Here is a 15,130-nt window from a genome sequence, read left to right as displayed (position 1 = left end):
ATTATACCAAAAAATGTGAAATTCTATTACCCAAAAAGCTGTTTTTATAGTATAATAGTACGGTGCAAAAAATGAATCACTGAATAGTAGGAAAGGATAGGGGATATGAAACAAGTTTTTCTCTCAACAACAACTGAATTTAAAGAGATCGACACGCTTGAACCGGGCACTTGGATCAACCTCGTCAATCCTACACAAAATGAATCATTGGAAATTGCTAATGCCTTTGACATTGATATTGCCGACCTTCGAGCACCACTCGATGCGGAAGAAATGTCCCGTATTACCATCGAAGACGAGTATACTTTGATCATCGTGGACGTCCCCATCACAGAGGAGAGAAACAACCGCACCTACTATGTAACGATTCCGCTGGGAATTATCATCACCGAGGAAACCATTATCACTACCTGCTTGGAATCCCTCCCTGTTCTCGATGTCTTCATCAACCGCAAACTGCGTAACTTCTACACTTTCATGCGGTCACGCTTTATCTTTCAACTCCTTTATCGCAATGCTGAGCTTTACCTAACTGCCCTTCGTTCGATTGACCGTAAGAGTGAACAAATTGAAAGTCAACTTCACAAATCCACTCGAAACGAAGAGCTAATCGAGCTCATGGAATTGGAAAAGACCATCGTCTATTTCAAGGCCTCACTTAAGACAAACGAGCGTGTGATTAAGAAATTGACCAGCGCAACCAGCAATATCAAGAAATACCTAGAAGACGAAGACCTACTCGAAGACACCCTGATTGAAACCCAACAGGCCATCGAGATGGCAGATATCTATGGAAACGTCCTTCACTCTATGACAGAGACCTTTGCCTCTATCATTTCCAATAACCAGAACAACATCATGAAAACTCTGGCTCTCGTGACCATTGTCATGTCTGTCCCAACCATGATCTTCTCAGCCTACGGGATGAACTTCAAGGATAATGAAATCCCTTTGAACGGTGAGCCACATGCCTTCTGGTTAATCGTCTTTATCGCCTTTGCTATGAGTGTCTCGCTCACTCTCTATCTCATCCATAAAAAATGGTTCTAAGAGGAATCCCTATGTCTCAGATTGATTTACAAAAACTAACCAAAAAAAACCAAGAGTTTATCCACATCGCTACCCAACAATTCATCAAAGATGGTAAAACAGACGCTGAAATCAAGGCTGTCTTTGAGGAAGTCATTCCCCAAATCCTTGAAGAGCAAGCTAAAGGGACGACAGCTCGCTCTCTCTACGGAGCTCCAACCCACTGGGCTCACAGCTTCACTGTCAAGGAGCAATATGAAAAAGAGCATCCAAAAGAAAATGACGATCCAAAACTCATGATTATGGACTCAGCCCTTTTCATCACCAGCCTCTTTGCATTGATTAGCGCTCTAACTACCTTCTTCTCTACAGATCAGGCTATTGGCTATGGGGTGATTACCCTCTTGTTGGTTGGACTTGTAGGAGGTGTTGCCTTCTACTTGATGTACTACTTTGTCTACCAGTACTATGGACCAGACACAGACCGTAGCCAACGTCCTCCATTCTGGAAATCAATCCTCGTAATTTTGGCTTCTATGGTCCTCTGGTTGGCTGTCTTCTTTGCAACAAGTTTCCTACCAGCCAACCTCAATCCAGTCCTTGCTCCACTGCCTTTGGCTATCCTAGGGGCTGCCCTTCTCGCACTTCGCTTCTATCTCAAGAAGCGTTTCAATATCCGAAGTGCGAGCGCAGGTCCATCACGCTACTAATAAAATAAATAAGCAACTGCACCGGCGGTTGCTTATTTGCTTGCTTTCTTGATATCAAATAGCACTTCTGACTCTAATCCCTATCGTTTTCTCTCATCTTTTATGATAAAATAGGCACAATCAATTTCAAGGAGGATGAGATATGGTTTCTACTATTGGTATTGTTAGTTTGTCTAGTGGTGTTATCGGAGAGGATTTTGTCAAACACGAAGTGGACCTAGGTGTCCAACGTCTCAAGGATCTGGGACTCAATCCTATCTTTTTGCCCCATTCGTTAAAAGGTTTAGACTTTATCAAGGACCATCCTGAGGCGCGTGCAGAGGATTTGATGCAGGCCTTTTCGGACGATAGCATCGACATGATCCTCTGCGCCATCGGTGGGGATGATACCTATCGCTTGCTACCTTATCTTTTTGAAAACGACCAGCTTCAAAAGGTTATCAAACCAAAGATTTTTCTTGGTTTCTCGGATACCACTATGAACCACCTTATGTTGCATAAACTAGGAATCAAGACTTTTTATGGACAATCCTTTCTAGCAGACATTTGTGAATTAGACAAGGAGATGTTGCCCTATAGCTTTCACTACTTTAAAGAAGTGATCAAGACAGGAAGAATCTCAGAAATCCGCCCTAGCGACGTTTGGTATGAGGAACGGACTGATTTTAGTCCCAAGGCTCTGGGAACAGCTCGTATCAGTCAGGTAAATACAGGTTTTGACTTGTTGCAAGGAAATGCCCAGTTCGAGGGAGAAATCCTCGGTGGTTGCATCGAGTCTCTCTATGATATCTTTGATAACTCTCGATACGCAGACAGCACAGTTCTCTGCCAAAAGTACAAACTCTTCCCTGACTTATCCGACTGGAAAGGAAAGATCCTCTTGTTAGAGACAAGTGAAGAAAAACCTGAACCTGATGATTTCAAAAAAATGTTGCAGGCTTTGAAAGAAACTGGGATATTTGAGGTCGTCAGTGGACTCTTGGTCGGGAAACCTATGGATGAAACCTTCTATAACGACTATAAAGAGGCGCTAATGAACATTATTGACAGCAATATCCCGATTGTCTATAATCTGAATGTCGGCCACGCAACTCCAAGAGCCATTGTGCCCTTTGGCGTTCACGCTTATGTGGATGCACAGGATCAAGTCATTCGCTTTGACTATAACAAAAAATAAACGATTTCTCCATTTTTGTGCTTTGGTATTGATTTTCGTTACAATTTGTGTCTGAATTTATTGCATTTTGCTTATTTCTATGATATCTTTTTGAAGGAGGTATATATGACTAAACAAAAAATAAATCAAATTGTCGGTTCAATCGGGGCCTTTATCGGGATTGTTGTATTTATCGCCTACATCCCACAAATTTTTGCCAATTTACAAGGCAACAAAGCTCAACCATTCCAGCCTTTATCCGCAGCAGTATCTTGTTTAATTTGGGTTATTTACGGATGGACAAAAGAGCCTAAGAAGGATTGGATACTAATTATTCCAAACTCAGCTGGTGTTGTCTTAGGTGGACTGACATTTCTTACTGCACTATAAAAGTTACTAGCATATAATAATCAAAAAGCTGAGATAATTTTCTCAGCTTTTTCTATTTTCTCAGATAGTTAGACGCTTGGACTCACTAATTTCCGTTTTTCCACTCGCAATCATTCTCGTGGTCATCAACCAGGCCTGCCGCCTGTAGAAAAGACAAAACTGCGACTGGACCTGTGAACTTGAAGCCTTGTTTTTTGAGATCTTGAGACAACTTTTCAGACAAGGCTGTTTTAGCAGGTGCTAGGTGATAGTCAGGAACATCATTCACGATCGTTTTTCCCTCAACAAAGGACCAGAGATAAGCGTCAAAAGAGCCGTAGGTTTTCTGGACTTGCAAAAATGCTTGGGCGTTGGCACGTGTCGCAAAGAGCTTGGAACGATTTCGAATGATGGCTGGATTCTCTAACAAGGCTTCCAACTCGCCATCTGTCATTTCCGCGACTGCCTGAATTTGATAGCCATGAAATGCTTCTCGGAAAGCTTGGCGTTTGTTGAGTACCGTTTCCCAAGATAGACCCGACTGGTAAGTTTCCAAACAAAGCAACTCAAAAAGAGCACGATCATCATGAAGGGGTTGGCCCCACTCTTCATCATGATAGGCTACATATAAAGGGTTGTTCATTTTAACCCAACCACAGCGTTTTGTCATAAAAATCTCCTATTTCACCAACATCTTAAGGGCCAACTTGATATAGTTCTCAGCTGTATCTGTCGTTCCTTCAAAGAATTTCTTGATTTTCTTGAGCTCAGTCGCCTTGTAGCCCAGTGCCAACATGGCTTCCATAGCTTCTTCCAGTTCTTGGTTTTCAACGCTGGTTTGCACTGCTACCTTGGCAGGAAGGTCATCACTAGCCACAACTACCTTTCCTTCCAAGTCCAGCACCATCTGCTGGGCAGTTTTCTTACCGATTTTAGGGAACTTGGTCAAGTAGGTGATGTTCTTAGTCTCGATCGCCTGAACCAAGCCAGCATTGTCATCGGCAGCGATAATAGCAAGAGCTGACACAGGACCAATCCCAGAAACCGAAATCAGACTAAGAAAGAGTTTTTTCTCATCTTCTGATCGAAAACCGTAGAGCAGATGCGCGTCCTCACGGACAACTTGGTGCACATAAATTTGAGTTTCTTGATTGACCTGACCTGAGTAAGCATAGGGATTGGCTACATGCAAGATATAACCGATACCGTTGGTTTCAAGAACAATGTATTTAGCAGTAATTTTGGTAATGATTCCTTTTAAATATTCGTACATAGTTTTCCTTTTCTCTTATTTCGTTTATCTAGTATATCATATTTTCTTTATCCGAGGAGTGAGAATCGACTATCACAAATACAGTATATCAAAAATAATTTATGCTTATCTATTGACATATTGAAAATTAAGTACTATAATCATTTGTAATTGAATAACTATCTTCAGGGCAGGGTGCAATTCCCTACCGGTGGTATAGCCCACGAGCCGAAAGGCATGATTTGGTGAAATTCCAAAGCCGACAGTATAGTCTGGATGAAAGAAGATAAAAGTATATTTGTGCTTTTTGCGTGCTCTGAAATGATTACTTGTCATTTCAGAGCATTTTTGTTAATCGCATAAGTTTTCTTTTGTATGCCTTGAATAGTCCCCTATTCAAGGTATTTTTTTTTGGAGGTAGTGAGATGAGCGACTCAAAATATATGAAATTAGCAATAAAATTGGCACAAAAAGGAGCTGGTTACGTCAATCCCAATCCTATGGTTGGCGCAGTTATTGTAAAAGATAATCACATTATCGGACAAGGTTATCATGAGTTTTTTGGTGGCCCACATGCTGAGAGAAATGCTCTAAAAAACTGTAGAGAATCCCCTGTCGGAGCGACGCTTTATGTAACACTTGAACCCTGTTGTCACTTCGGGAAAACACCTCCTTGTATAGACGCTATAATCGATAGTGGTATTACAAGAGTAGTCATTGGAAGCCTAGACTGTAACCCTATTGTATCTGGAAAAGGAGTAAAGATACTTGAGGAAAATAATCTTCAAGTTACTGTTGGAGTTTTAGAAAATGAGTGTCTTAACTTAATAAAAAGTTTTAGAAAGTATATTACCCAGCATGTACCCTATGTTTTTATGAAATATGCAATGACAATGGATGGAAAAATAGCCACTAAAACAAATCAATCCAAATGGATTACTGGAGAAGAGGCAAGAAAGCATGTACATCAGTTACGACACCATGTTAGTGCGATTATGGTGGGAGTCAATACTGTTATTCAAGACGATCCTTTGCTGACATGTAGATTGGAGGAAGGGAAAAATCCTATCCGTATCATATGCGATACACATTTACGAACTCCTCTTACCTCTAAAATCGTAAAAACAGCAAATGATATTAAAACTTACATTGCCACTTCCTCTGAAGACAAAAATAAAATGAAGCTATATCAAAATCATGGCTGTGAAATACTTTCCATAAAGAAAAAAGGCAATCATATAGACTTATCAAGTTTAATGCAACATCTAGGAAACATGCAGATTGATAGCCTACTTCTGGAAGGGGGCAGTCTAATGAATTGGAGTGCTTTAGAACAACAAATTGTTGATGAGCTGAAAATATATATTGCACCAAAAATTTTTGGAGGCAATGCCAAGTTTCCTGTCGGAGGTGAAGGTATTTCTTTGCCAAATGACGCTATTAGCTTGAAACCTTATGCTTTTTCTCAAATAGGAGATGACTATCTCATAGAAAGTGAAGTGATTTATCCATGTTCACAGGAATAATTGAAGAAATCGGAAAAGTTGAAAGAATACAGAAAGACTCTCGTAATTGCAAACTATCAATTAAAGCCTCAAAAGTATTAACGGATATCCATTTAGGCGATAGTATAGCAGTAAATGGTATCTGTCTTACAGTTACTCATTTCAATCATCAATCCTTTACAGTTGATGTAATGAATGAAACATGGAGCCGAACAGCTCTTACACTATTAAAACATGGAAGTGAGGTAAATCTAGAAAGAGCCTTATCTGTCAACAGTCGACTTGGAGGTCACGTCGTTACAGGACACATTGATGGTACAGGAAAAATCTCGTCAATAAAAAAAGATGATAATGCTGTATGGTATCAAATCAACACACAAAAAGAAATTTTAGATTTAATAGTTGAAAAAGGATCTATTACAATTGACGGCATTAGTCTGACTGTCGCTAAAGTCTCCAAACTAAACTTTTCAGTATCTGTTATCCCTCATACTTTGGAACAAACTATTCTTAAGAGTAAACAAGTCGGATGTACAGTAAATCTTGAAAATGATATATTAGGTAAATATGTGCAAAAACTAATGGATAACTCTCCGAAGTCAGAGATATCTAAGGAACTATTATACCAAAATGGATTTTAGCAGAAAGGATGATCAGTCAATGGAATATCGAAAAATACAAGAATCATTAGAAGCATTGCAGAAGGGACGACTTGTTCTTGTTATAGACGACAAGGATAGAGAAAACGAAGGAGACTTAATTTGTTCCGCACAAGCAGCTACAACAGAAAATGTTAATTTCATGGCTACTTATGCCAAAGGATTAATTTGTATGCCTATGAGCGAAAGTTTAGCTAATCAATTAATGCTTTCACCTATGGTTGAAAACAATACAGATAATCATAAGACTGCTTTTACAGTTTCAATTGATTATAAGGAAACGACCACAGGTATTTCTGCCGAGGAAAGAGGATTGACCGCACGTATGTGTGTCTCCGAAGATATAAGACCCTCTGATTTTCGCAGGCCAGGACACATGTTTCCTTTAATTGCGAAAAACGGTGGTGTTCTAGAAAGAAATGGACACACAGAAGCAACTGTTGATCTATTAAAATTAGCAGGACTAAAAGAGTGTGGCCTATGTTGTGAAATAATGAATCATGATGGCAAAATGATGAGAACAGATGATTTAATTCAGTTCTCTAAGAAACACAACATTCCATTAATTACCATCAAAGAATTACAAGAATATAGAAAAGTATATGATCAGCTGGTAGAACGAGTTTCAACTGTCAATATGCCTACTAGATACGGTAATTTTAAAGCAATTAGCTATATAGATAAACTAAATGGGGAACATCACCTTGCTCTTATTATGGGAAATATAGAGGATGGAACCAATGTATTATGTCGGGTCCACTCTGAATGTTTAACAGGAGATGTTTTAGGCTCTTTACGGTGCGATTGTGGACAGCAATTTGATAAAGCTATGAAAATGATTGCTGAGAATGGTTCGGGTGTCTTACTTTACTTGCGACAGGAGGGACGAGGAATTGGACTTATCAATAAATTAAAAGCCTATCATTTACAAGATCAAGGAATGGATACGCTTGATGCCAATCTTGCGTTAGGATTTGAAGGTGATTTAAGAGAATATCACATTGGAGCACAAATGATTAAAGACCTGGGACTACAGTCACTGCATTTACTGACAAATAATCCTGACAAGGTTGAACAGTTAGAAAAATATGGAATTACCATTTCCAGTAGAATACCAATCGAAATAGAAGCTAATCCTTACGACAGTTTTTATTTAAAGACAAAGAAAAATCGAATGGGGCACATTTTAAATATGGAGGAAAAATAAATGAAGACTTATGAAGGTAATTTAGTAGCGAACAATATTAAAATAGGCATTGTTGTAGCGAGATTTAATGAATTTATAACTTCAAAATTATTATCTGGAGCACTAGATAATCTCAAAAGAGAGAATGTAAACGAGAAAGATATCGAGGTAGCCTGGGTTCCAGGAGCTTTTGAAATACCACTGATTGCATCAAAAATGGCAAAAAGTAACAAATATGATGCAATTATCTGCTTGGGAGCTGTCATTAGAGGTAGTACAAGTCATTATGATTATGTATGTAGCGAGGTATCTAAGGGAATCGCCCAAATCAGTTTAAATAGCGAAATCCCAGTTATGTTTGGTGTGCTAACGACAGATACAATTGAACAAGCCATAGAACGAGCTGGCACCAAAGCAGGAAATAAGGGTTCTGAGTGTGCACAAGCAGCTATTGAAATGGTCAACCTAATTCGTACGTTAGACGCTTAGAACAGACTCTACTTTTAAGTGAATAAAGAAACTTGGCAAAATCGCAATTTAATACCCTATAAAAATCATAGAGCAAACTAGGAAGCCAGTCGCAGATTGGTAAAACACAGCTTCGATGTTACAGACAAAACTGACAAAATTAGCTCAAAACACTATTTTGAGATTACTGATAAAACTGACGTGGTTTAAAGAGATTTTTGACGAGTATTCGGAAGAAAAAAGTAAATATTTCTATGATAAAACGCATAGAATCAAGGTTTTTGAATACCTGATTTTATGCGTTTTTCTGATTTTGAAAATTTCCCCCAGATTTTTTTGTATTTTTATACTCAATGAAAATCAAAGAGCAAACTAGGAAACTAGCCGCAGGTTGCTCAAAACACTGTTTTGAGGTTGCAGATAGAACTGACGAAGTCAGCTCAAAGCACTGCTTTGAGGTTGTAGATAAAACTGACGAAGTCAGTTATCTATATATATACGGCAAGGCGACGTTGACGTGGTTTGAAGAGATTTTCGAAGAGTATTAATATTTCCCCAACTCTCGGAGGCTGGTATGATTCTCCTGAATACGTCGGAACATCTTTTCCATGTCTGACTTGGTGAAATGCACCAAAACAGGACGTCCATGGGGACAGTTATAGGGGTTATCACATTGAGAGAGCTGATAGAGGAGCTGTCTGGCTGAATGGTCATCGATACGATGGTTGGCCTTGATTGACCGCTTGCAGGACATCATGATGGCTAGCTCTGCTCGGTATTTCTTAATCGAAACTTCCTTGGTCAAGAGCAGCATGTCACACATTTCATAGATACCAGATTCGATTTCTTCCTCTGCCATCCAAATAGGATGTTCACGCAGGATGAATTGATTTTCTCCGTACTCTGCTAGAAAGACGCCCACTTCCTCCAAAAGAGGCATTCTTTCCCTGAGACGCAGGGCATCATCCGCAGGAAATTCAAAGATATAGGGAACTAGGAGTTGTTGCTGGCTCTGGTCAACATTCCCAATACTTTCTCGATATTCCTCATATTTGACCCGTTCCTGAGCGGCGTGCTGGTCTATGATGTAGAGCCCATCTCGACCTTGGGCAAAGAGATAGGTCCCGTGCATTTGCCCGAAAAATTCCAATTCTGGAAAGCTTGACGATTCTTCTCGCTCCAGCTTATCATAAGCCTTATCGAGACTAGCAAGGTCCAACTCTGGATGGTCTAATTGGTCATAGTTAGCAGGCTTTCTCTCTGCAAAATGCAGTTTTACTGGCTTAGTCAACTGGTCCAAGGTTTCCTTAGCAAACAGGGTTAAATCCTGCCCTTCCTCAGTTAATTCAACCTGATGATCAGCAACCTCAGCTTGACTAGGTCTTGAGAGTTCTGTTTTTTCATAGTAAAGCGTATTTTCTTTGAGTGGGAGAATGGTCTGCTCTACCTTTTGACGATTGCGCACGGTCGACTTGGCAAGATTTTCCAAGGCATCAGGTATCAAGGTTTGTTCCTTAAGACTCTTTGCGATGGCTTCTGAGACAAGTGCCATCAGTTCTCTTTCCTTAGAAATCCGCACTTCTTGCTTGGTTGGATGAACATTGACATCAGCTAGATAGGGGTCGATATGGATGTGAATGACAGCCAGTGGAAAACGCCCTACCATGAGCTTGCTTCCGTAACCGTCAAGAATAGCGCGATTTAGTAGAAAGTTCTTGATATAACGGCCATTGATGAAGAGGCTGATATAGTTGCGATTAGCTCGAGTTAACTCAGGCAGAGACACAAAACCTGTAATTTCGAAATCTAAGTCAGAGTTCTCAATTTCAATCATCTTCTTGGCACTCGCCAAACCGTAAATCCCTGCGATGGCTTGGCGTAGTTGACCAGTCCCTGCTGTCCGCGTCATTTCCTTGCCATCACTGATTAAACTAAAAGAAATCTCAGGATGAGCCAATCCCAGACGGTTGACAATATCAATGATATGAGACAGCTCCGCTTGCTGGCTCTTCATATACTTGAGGCGGGCAGGTGTGTTGAAAAAGAGGTCCTCTACACAAACCTTAGTCCCCACAGGACTAGTCGCTGGGATGACTTCCTCAACTTCTCCCCCACGCGCAACGAGCTTGGTCCCATGACTCGCACCATCCACCGCCGTCAACAAAGTCAAAACACTGACAGACGCGATAGAAGGCAGGGCTTCACCACGAAAACCAAGCGTCCGAATCCGAAAGAGATCTGCTTGATTTTTTATCTTACTGGTCGCATGGCGACGCAAGGCCAATTCCACCTCATCGTGGGCAATTCCATGACCATTATCGGTGATTTGAATTTTCTTGAGACCGGCTTCCTCGATCTCAATGATAATCTGGCTAGAACCCGCGTCAATGGCATTTTCTACCAACTCTTTGACCACACTAGCAGGACGTTCGATAACCTCTCCTGCCGCTATCTGGTTTGCCAGCACCTCTGGCAATTCAATAATATGAGACATCTTTCAGCCCCTTTCTGTATCTATTTTCCTAGAAATTGATTAGTGCTATTATACCACATTTCAGATAGGACCGAAAAATCAAGCGCCACATAGACTCCAAATCCCTCCACATAGACAAAGTCCCTTGCCATGGGTAGTAAAATAGTGTTTAATAAAGGTGTACAGGAAGTGATCACAATTTTGTATGAAATGTAAGGAGAGAAATTTATGAAAGTAGAACTACAGATTAGCGAGTTTTACGAGGAGGAAAAACTGATTGTCCAAGCACCTCAAGAAACCAAAAAAGTCCAAAAAGTCATCGAATTTGCTGAAAATCTTGACCAAAAAGAAACAATCAAAGGAAAGATTGATGGTCAGGTCTATCTAGTTGAAATTGGCAAGATTCAGCGCTTCTATATCGAGAATCGAAAGGTTCTAGCAGAAACGTCGAGTCAGACCTACAGCATTGATTTGCGACTCTATCAAGTTCTTGAAATTCTACCGACCACTTTTATCCAAATTTCCCAATCTGAAATCGTCAATATCAACTCCATCTCTCATCTCAAGCTCACCCCCAACGGTCTGGTAGAAATCTTTCTAAAAAATGAAAGATTCACCTACTCTTCACGGCGTTACCTAAAAACCATCAAGGAGAAATTAGAACTATGAAAAAACAAATCTTTCACGATGCTGCTGCTGGTGTTCTTATCGGCCTCATCCTCTCTATCCTCTTTTCACTCATGTATGCACCAAATACCTATGCCCCACTGAGTCCCGAGTCTCTTATCGGCCAAGTGATGGTTCAACATCAGGTTCATGGTGCCCTGGTCTTGCTCTACTGCACGATTATCTGGTCAGCTATCGGCGTTCTCTTTAGCTTTGGCAGCCGCTTATTCAACCGTGACTGGAGCCTGCTCCGTGCCACACTTTCCCATTTCTTCCTCATGCTGGCTGGCTTTGTCCCACTGGCAACTCTGGCTGGTTGGTTCCCCTTCCACTGGACCTTCTATCTCCAGCTCATTCCAGAGTTTGCGATTGTCTACCTCATCATCTGGACTATTCTCTATAAAAGAGAAGCTAGAAAAGTAGACCACATCAATCAACTCTTGGCCCATAAAAAGTAATAGAGAAAACCCCACTCACAAATGCATGAGTGGGATTCTTTTTATAATTTTTGTTTGAACTCGACCAAGACATTCATAGCCTGCATAGGTGTCATGTTGTACACATCCAGTTGAGCTAATTCTGCTAGGATAGGATGTTCTTCAGGCGTATCAAAGAGAGAAATCTGTTCCGTGACGGCGCTAGTTTGCCTCATCGGAGCAGGACTTTCCGTTCCTTGATTCTCCAGTTGCGTTAAAATCTTATCTGCCCTTGCTAAAAGTTCGGCTGGTAAGCCAGCGATCTTAGCAACATGGATACCGTAGGATTTGTCAGCTGGTCCGGGTTCAATCTTGTGAAGGAAGGTCACCTGCCCATCCTGCTCTAAGGTTGCTACGTGGACATTGACCAAGTGTTCCAAACTGGATCCCAGACTGGTCAACTCATGATAGTGGGTCGCAAAGAGGGTCTTGGCTCCGATATGCTCATGGATGTATTCGATGATGGACTGAGCAAGAGCCATCCCGTCATAAGTTGCAGTTCCTCGCCCCAATTCATCAAAAAGAATGAGAGAGTTCTCGGTCGCATGCGAAATGGCATTGTTAGCCTCCATCATCTCTACCATGAAGGTTGATTGACCTGAAACCAAGTCATCTGCTGCTCCAATACGAGTAAAGATAGCATCAAAAATCGGCAAATGGGCGCTTTCTGCCGGCACATAAGAACCCAGCTGGGCCATAACCGCCGTCATAGCTAGCTGGCGCATGTAGGTAGACTTCCCGCTCATGTTGGGACCTGTAATCAGTTGAATACTCGTATCTTCTGCCATCTGAATCGTATTTGGAATATAAGTCTGAGCCCCCATAACCTTTTCAACGACCGCATGGCGCCCTTTCTGGATATTGATTTGTGAATCATCCCCAAACTCTGGTCGAATCAAATGCTGGGTTTCGGCCACAACTGCTAGACTTTGCAAGACATCAACTGTCGCAATACCTTGGGCTAGAGCCTGCAAACGCTGGATGTACTTACCGACTTCCTCACGGATACGCATAAAGATTTCGTACTCTAGGTTGGCTGACTTCTCACGCGCCTCCAGCATATCTCCCTCGATACGGGCTAATTCCTCAGTACCGAAGCGTTCTGAGTTTTTCAGCGTCGCCTTGCGGAAAAAGTGGGCTGGCACATTCCCCAGTTGCGAATTGGTCACATGGAAATAGTAGCCATCTTTTTTATTGTAGTCAATCTTAAGCGTACTGATACCAGAGTGTTCTCTCTCCTTAGCTTCAATCTCAGCAATCCAGCTAGTCCCTTCTCTGAGCACACGACGGTACTTGTCTAAGGTCTCATCAAATCCCGTACGGATAATGCCACCTTCCATAATCACGTGAGGAGCTTCAGGAGCAATCGCTGCGCTAATCAAGCTCTCCAACTCAGGAATGGCATCCAACTGTGCGATAAGATAGCCCAGAGCAGGTTGCTCCATGCCTTCTAAAATCGCACGAATCCGTGGTACACTGGATAAGGTGGTCGCCAATTGCAAGAGATCCTTAGGATTGGTCTTGCCAAAAGAAACCCGACTAGCCAAGCGTTCGATATCATAAACACCCTTGAGACTGTCCGTTAAATCACTACGCTCAAAGAAGTGGTCAAGAAAGACCTGCACCACCTCTTGACGTTGGACGATTCGCTCCTTATCAATCAAAGGACGATGAATCCAAGAACGCAAGAGTCGCATACCCATAGCTGTTTTGGTTTCATCCAAAAGCCAGAAAAGACTGCCTTGCTTCTTACCTGAACGGGCATTCTCAACCAAATCCAGACTAGCCTTGGTCGCATAGTCCATCTGTAAGAAATCTTTGATTTCATAGCGGATAACTGGTTTGAGGTGGTTCAATTCCCGCATCTGGGTCCGGTGAACATACTGGAGGAGCTTACTAGCTGCCGCTTGCTCCACAGCTGCTAAACGTGAATCCAGTAAATGAAGGTCCTCAAAGCCTTCTTTTTCATAAGAAAGTACCAGATTCATCTGACGGCTGAGGATTTGTTCTTCTTCCTCAGACAAGTCATAACCCAGCACCACTTCTCGAGCCTTGAGGTTGCGAATTTCCCCACAAACCAGCGTAAAATCCAATAAACCTGTCACATAAAAATCACCTGTCACTAGATCCATATAAGCCAGGCCAAATTGATTGCCATCACGATCCAGAGCAACGAGGAAGTTATTCTGACTATCGGGCTTACTGCTATCGACTACTGTACCAGGTGTGATGACCTGAACCACCTCTCGCTTGACAACCCCAACTGCTTGTTTGGGATCTTCCATCTGTTCAGCTATAGCAACTTTATAGCCCTGCTCAATCAGAACATCGATATACTGTTGGGCAGAATGATAGGGGACGCCCGCCATGGGTATCGGATTTTCTGCATTTTTATTCCGACTCGTTAAGGAAATTTCTAAAATTTGCGCTGCATTAATTGCATCTTCATAGAACAACTCGTAAAAATCACCCATTCGAAAAAGCAAAAAAGCATCTGGGTATTGTTTCTTAATATCCACATACTGTTGCATGCCGGGTGATAGCTTTTCTGTTGCCATTTTTCGTCTCTCCTTGCTAAAAATAAGTCTTGAGAGCAACTCCCAAGACCTTATTTATCTTTCATCAAATCTAGCAAACGATCTTCCATCAGCTTGGCAACGTGCTGGTCTCGACAAATAACCAATAAGGTATTAGCACCAGCAACCGTTCCTAAAATCCATTCATCCTTGTTTGCATCTACAATGTTTGCTAAGACTGCAGCTTCCCCAAGTTTGGTATGAAGTACCAAGGTGAACTCTGCTCTTGCAACACCTTCTAAATGATGAGACAAAAACTCAACTAAATCAATCTTATCTGTCTCATTTGCTAGTACATAATACACCATATCATTTTTCTTAACCTTGGTCAAGCCGATTTCACGCAAATCACGCGACAAAGTCGTTTGTGTCACATAAACATTACGAGCTTCTAAACGATCTTGAATCTCTTTTTGTGTCCCAAGTTTTTCTTCGGTGATCATCTTTTTAATCAATTGATGCCGTTCTCTTTTTCTCATATTATCCTCTTAAGTGAATATTTATAACAAATTTTACATTTATTTTATAACTATATTATACCAAAAAAACTAGATAATTCAAAAAAATTCTTTTCTTTCTCAAAAAATGTAGTAAATTGTGTTAAA

15 protein-coding genes and 1 riboswitch are annotated in these 15,130 nt (G+C 41.2%); of the genes, 10 read left to right on the top strand and 5 right to left on the bottom strand.

The window, feature by feature from the left end:
* The first annotated feature begins 105 nt into the window (after window positions 1–105).
* From M1F74_RS06495 to M1F74_RS06480, 4 genes are all read left to right on the top strand, one after another.
* A complete protein-coding gene (locus M1F74_RS06495; RefSeq protein ID WP_000815618.1) occupies window positions 106–1,050 on the top strand; it encodes a magnesium transporter CorA family protein in 945 nt (314 codons plus the stop codon).
* 11 nt (window positions 1,051–1,061) lie between these two features.
* Window positions 1,062–1,739 carry a DUF1129 domain-containing protein gene (locus M1F74_RS06490; RefSeq protein ID WP_247946622.1) on the top strand — a complete coding sequence of 226 codons (678 nt, stop codon included), beginning with the start codon at window positions 1,062–1,064 and terminating at the stop codon, window positions 1,737–1,739.
* Between the two features lie 142 nt (window positions 1,740–1,881).
* The gene (locus M1F74_RS06485; protein WP_247946621.1) at window positions 1,882–2,916 is read left to right on the top strand and encodes a S66 family peptidase; all 1,035 of its coding nucleotides are present in this window, start codon (window positions 1,882–1,884) and stop codon (window positions 2,914–2,916) included.
* 105 nt (window positions 2,917–3,021) lie between these two features.
* The gene (locus M1F74_RS06480) at window positions 3,022–3,285 is read left to right on the top strand and encodes a SemiSWEET family transporter (protein WP_000166113.1); all 264 of its coding nucleotides are present in this window, start codon (window positions 3,022–3,024) and stop codon (window positions 3,283–3,285) included.
* A gap of 85 nt (window positions 3,286–3,370) precedes the next feature.
* Here the strand turns inward: M1F74_RS06480 and M1F74_RS06475 are convergent, their stop codons facing one another.
* Window positions 3,371–3,934 carry a DNA-3-methyladenine glycosylase I gene (locus M1F74_RS06475; RefSeq protein WP_220106719.1) on the bottom strand — a complete coding sequence of 188 codons (564 nt, stop codon included), beginning with the start codon at window positions 3,932–3,934 and terminating at the stop codon, window positions 3,371–3,373.
* 9 nt (window positions 3,935–3,943) lie between these two features.
* The gene (gene ruvA / locus M1F74_RS06470; protein ID WP_247946620.1) at window positions 3,944–4,537 is read right to left on the bottom strand and encodes a Holliday junction branch migration protein RuvA; all 594 of its coding nucleotides are present in this window, start codon (window positions 4,535–4,537) and stop codon (window positions 3,944–3,946) included.
* A gap of 156 nt (window positions 4,538–4,693) precedes the next feature.
* Window positions 4,694–4,808, top strand: a riboswitch (FMN riboswitch).
* A gap of 133 nt (window positions 4,809–4,941) precedes the next feature.
* On the opposite strand from ruvA, the gene ribD reads away from it, so the two are divergent.
* From ribD to ribH, 4 genes are read left to right on the top strand one after another with little or no spacing between them, the layout of a single operon-like run.
* Window positions 4,942–6,042, top strand: coding sequence for a bifunctional diaminohydroxyphosphoribosylaminopyrimidine deaminase/5-amino-6-(5-phosphoribosylamino)uracil reductase RibD (gene ribD / locus M1F74_RS06465; protein WP_045617813.1), 1,101 nt, complete (start codon window positions 4,942–4,944; stop codon window positions 6,040–6,042).
* Entirely contained in the window at window positions 6,027–6,662 is a 636-nt protein-coding gene (gene ribE / locus M1F74_RS06460) for a riboflavin synthase (RefSeq protein ID WP_061588592.1), read from the top strand. The genes ribD and ribE overlap by 16 nt, the downstream gene beginning before the upstream one ends.
* A gap of 19 nt (window positions 6,663–6,681) precedes the next feature.
* On the top strand, window positions 6,682–7,887 hold the full coding sequence (locus tag M1F74_RS06455; protein ID WP_025169579.1) for a bifunctional 3,4-dihydroxy-2-butanone-4-phosphate synthase/GTP cyclohydrolase II: 1,206 nt from the start codon (window positions 6,682–6,684) through the stop codon (window positions 7,885–7,887).
* Window positions 7,888–8,355: a 6,7-dimethyl-8-ribityllumazine synthase gene (gene ribH / locus M1F74_RS06450; protein WP_247946619.1), complete on the top strand. Its 468-nt coding sequence runs from the start codon at window positions 7,888–7,890 to the stop codon at window positions 8,353–8,355.
* Between the two features lie 523 nt (window positions 8,356–8,878).
* Here the strand turns inward: ribH and mutL are convergent.
* Window positions 8,879–10,828 carry a DNA mismatch repair endonuclease MutL gene (mutL, locus tag M1F74_RS06445; protein ID WP_061598909.1) on the bottom strand — a complete coding sequence of 650 codons (1,950 nt, stop codon included), beginning with the start codon at window positions 10,826–10,828 and terminating at the stop codon, window positions 8,879–8,881.
* 207 nt (window positions 10,829–11,035) lie between these two features.
* Between mutL and M1F74_RS06440 the strand changes: the two genes are divergently transcribed.
* Together M1F74_RS06440 and M1F74_RS06435 are read left to right on the top strand one after the other, a co-directional pair.
* Window positions 11,036–11,476: a LytTR family DNA-binding domain-containing protein gene (locus M1F74_RS06440; protein ID WP_061598912.1), complete on the top strand. Its 441-nt coding sequence runs from the start codon at window positions 11,036–11,038 to the stop codon at window positions 11,474–11,476.
* Entirely contained in the window at window positions 11,473–11,931 is a 459-nt protein-coding gene (locus M1F74_RS06435) for a DUF3021 domain-containing protein (protein WP_247946618.1), read from the top strand. The genes M1F74_RS06440 and M1F74_RS06435 overlap by 4 nt, the downstream gene beginning before the upstream one ends.
* Window positions 11,932–11,972: 41 nt before the next feature.
* Here the strand turns inward: M1F74_RS06435 and mutS are convergent, their stop codons facing one another.
* Both mutS and argR read right to left on the bottom strand, forming a co-directional pair.
* Window positions 11,973–14,507 carry a DNA mismatch repair protein MutS gene (gene mutS / locus M1F74_RS06430; RefSeq protein WP_247946617.1) on the bottom strand — a complete coding sequence of 845 codons (2,535 nt, stop codon included), beginning with the start codon at window positions 14,505–14,507 and terminating at the stop codon, window positions 11,973–11,975.
* Window positions 14,508–14,557: 50 nt separating this feature from the next.
* Window positions 14,558–15,004 (bottom strand): arginine repressor, encoded by a 447-nt coding sequence (argR, locus tag M1F74_RS06425; RefSeq protein WP_001231483.1) that lies wholly within the window; start codon window positions 15,002–15,004, stop codon window positions 14,558–14,560.
* Between the last annotated feature and the right edge of the window lie 126 nt (window positions 15,005–15,130).

Source organism: Streptococcus oralis (genome assembly GCF_023109315.1).
Classification (GTDB): domain Bacteria; phylum Bacillota; class Bacilli; order Lactobacillales; family Streptococcaceae; genus Streptococcus; species Streptococcus oralis_BS.
This window is presented reverse-complemented; position numbering and strand designations above follow the sequence as displayed.

Coding starts and splice junctions, on each gene's coding strand:
- M1F74_RS06495 (WP_000815618.1), top strand. CDS start 106: ATGAAACAAGTTTTTCTCTCAACAACAACTGAATTTAAAGAGATCGAC.
- M1F74_RS06490 (WP_247946622.1), top strand. CDS start 1,062: ATGTCTCAGATTGATTTACAAAAACTAACCAAAAAAAACCAAGAGTTT.
- M1F74_RS06485 (WP_247946621.1), top strand. CDS start 1,882: ATGGTTTCTACTATTGGTATTGTTAGTTTGTCTAGTGGTGTTATCGGA.
- M1F74_RS06480 (WP_000166113.1), top strand. CDS start 3,022: ATGACTAAACAAAAAATAAATCAAATTGTCGGTTCAATCGGGGCCTTT.
- M1F74_RS06475 (WP_220106719.1), bottom strand. CDS start 3,934: ATGACAAAACGCTGTGGTTGGGTTAAAATGAACAACCCTTTATATGTA.
- ruvA (WP_247946620.1), bottom strand. CDS start 4,537: ATGTACGAATATTTAAAAGGAATCATTACCAAAATTACTGCTAAATAC.
- ribD (WP_045617813.1), top strand. CDS start 4,942: ATGAGCGACTCAAAATATATGAAATTAGCAATAAAATTGGCACAAAAA.
- ribE (WP_061588592.1), top strand. CDS start 6,027: ATGTTCACAGGAATAATTGAAGAAATCGGAAAAGTTGAAAGAATACAG.
- M1F74_RS06455 (WP_025169579.1), top strand. CDS start 6,682: ATGGAATATCGAAAAATACAAGAATCATTAGAAGCATTGCAGAAGGGA.
- ribH (WP_247946619.1), top strand. CDS start 7,888: ATGAAGACTTATGAAGGTAATTTAGTAGCGAACAATATTAAAATAGGC.
- mutL (WP_061598909.1), bottom strand. CDS start 10,828: ATGTCTCATATTATTGAATTGCCAGAGGTGCTGGCAAACCAGATAGCG.
- M1F74_RS06440 (WP_061598912.1), top strand. CDS start 11,036: ATGAAAGTAGAACTACAGATTAGCGAGTTTTACGAGGAGGAAAAACTG.
- M1F74_RS06435 (WP_247946618.1), top strand. CDS start 11,473: ATGAAAAAACAAATCTTTCACGATGCTGCTGCTGGTGTTCTTATCGGC.
- mutS (WP_247946617.1), bottom strand. CDS start 14,507: ATGGCAACAGAAAAGCTATCACCCGGCATGCAACAGTATGTGGATATT.
- argR (WP_001231483.1), bottom strand. CDS start 15,004: ATGAGAAAAAGAGAACGGCATCAATTGATTAAAAAGATGATCACCGAA.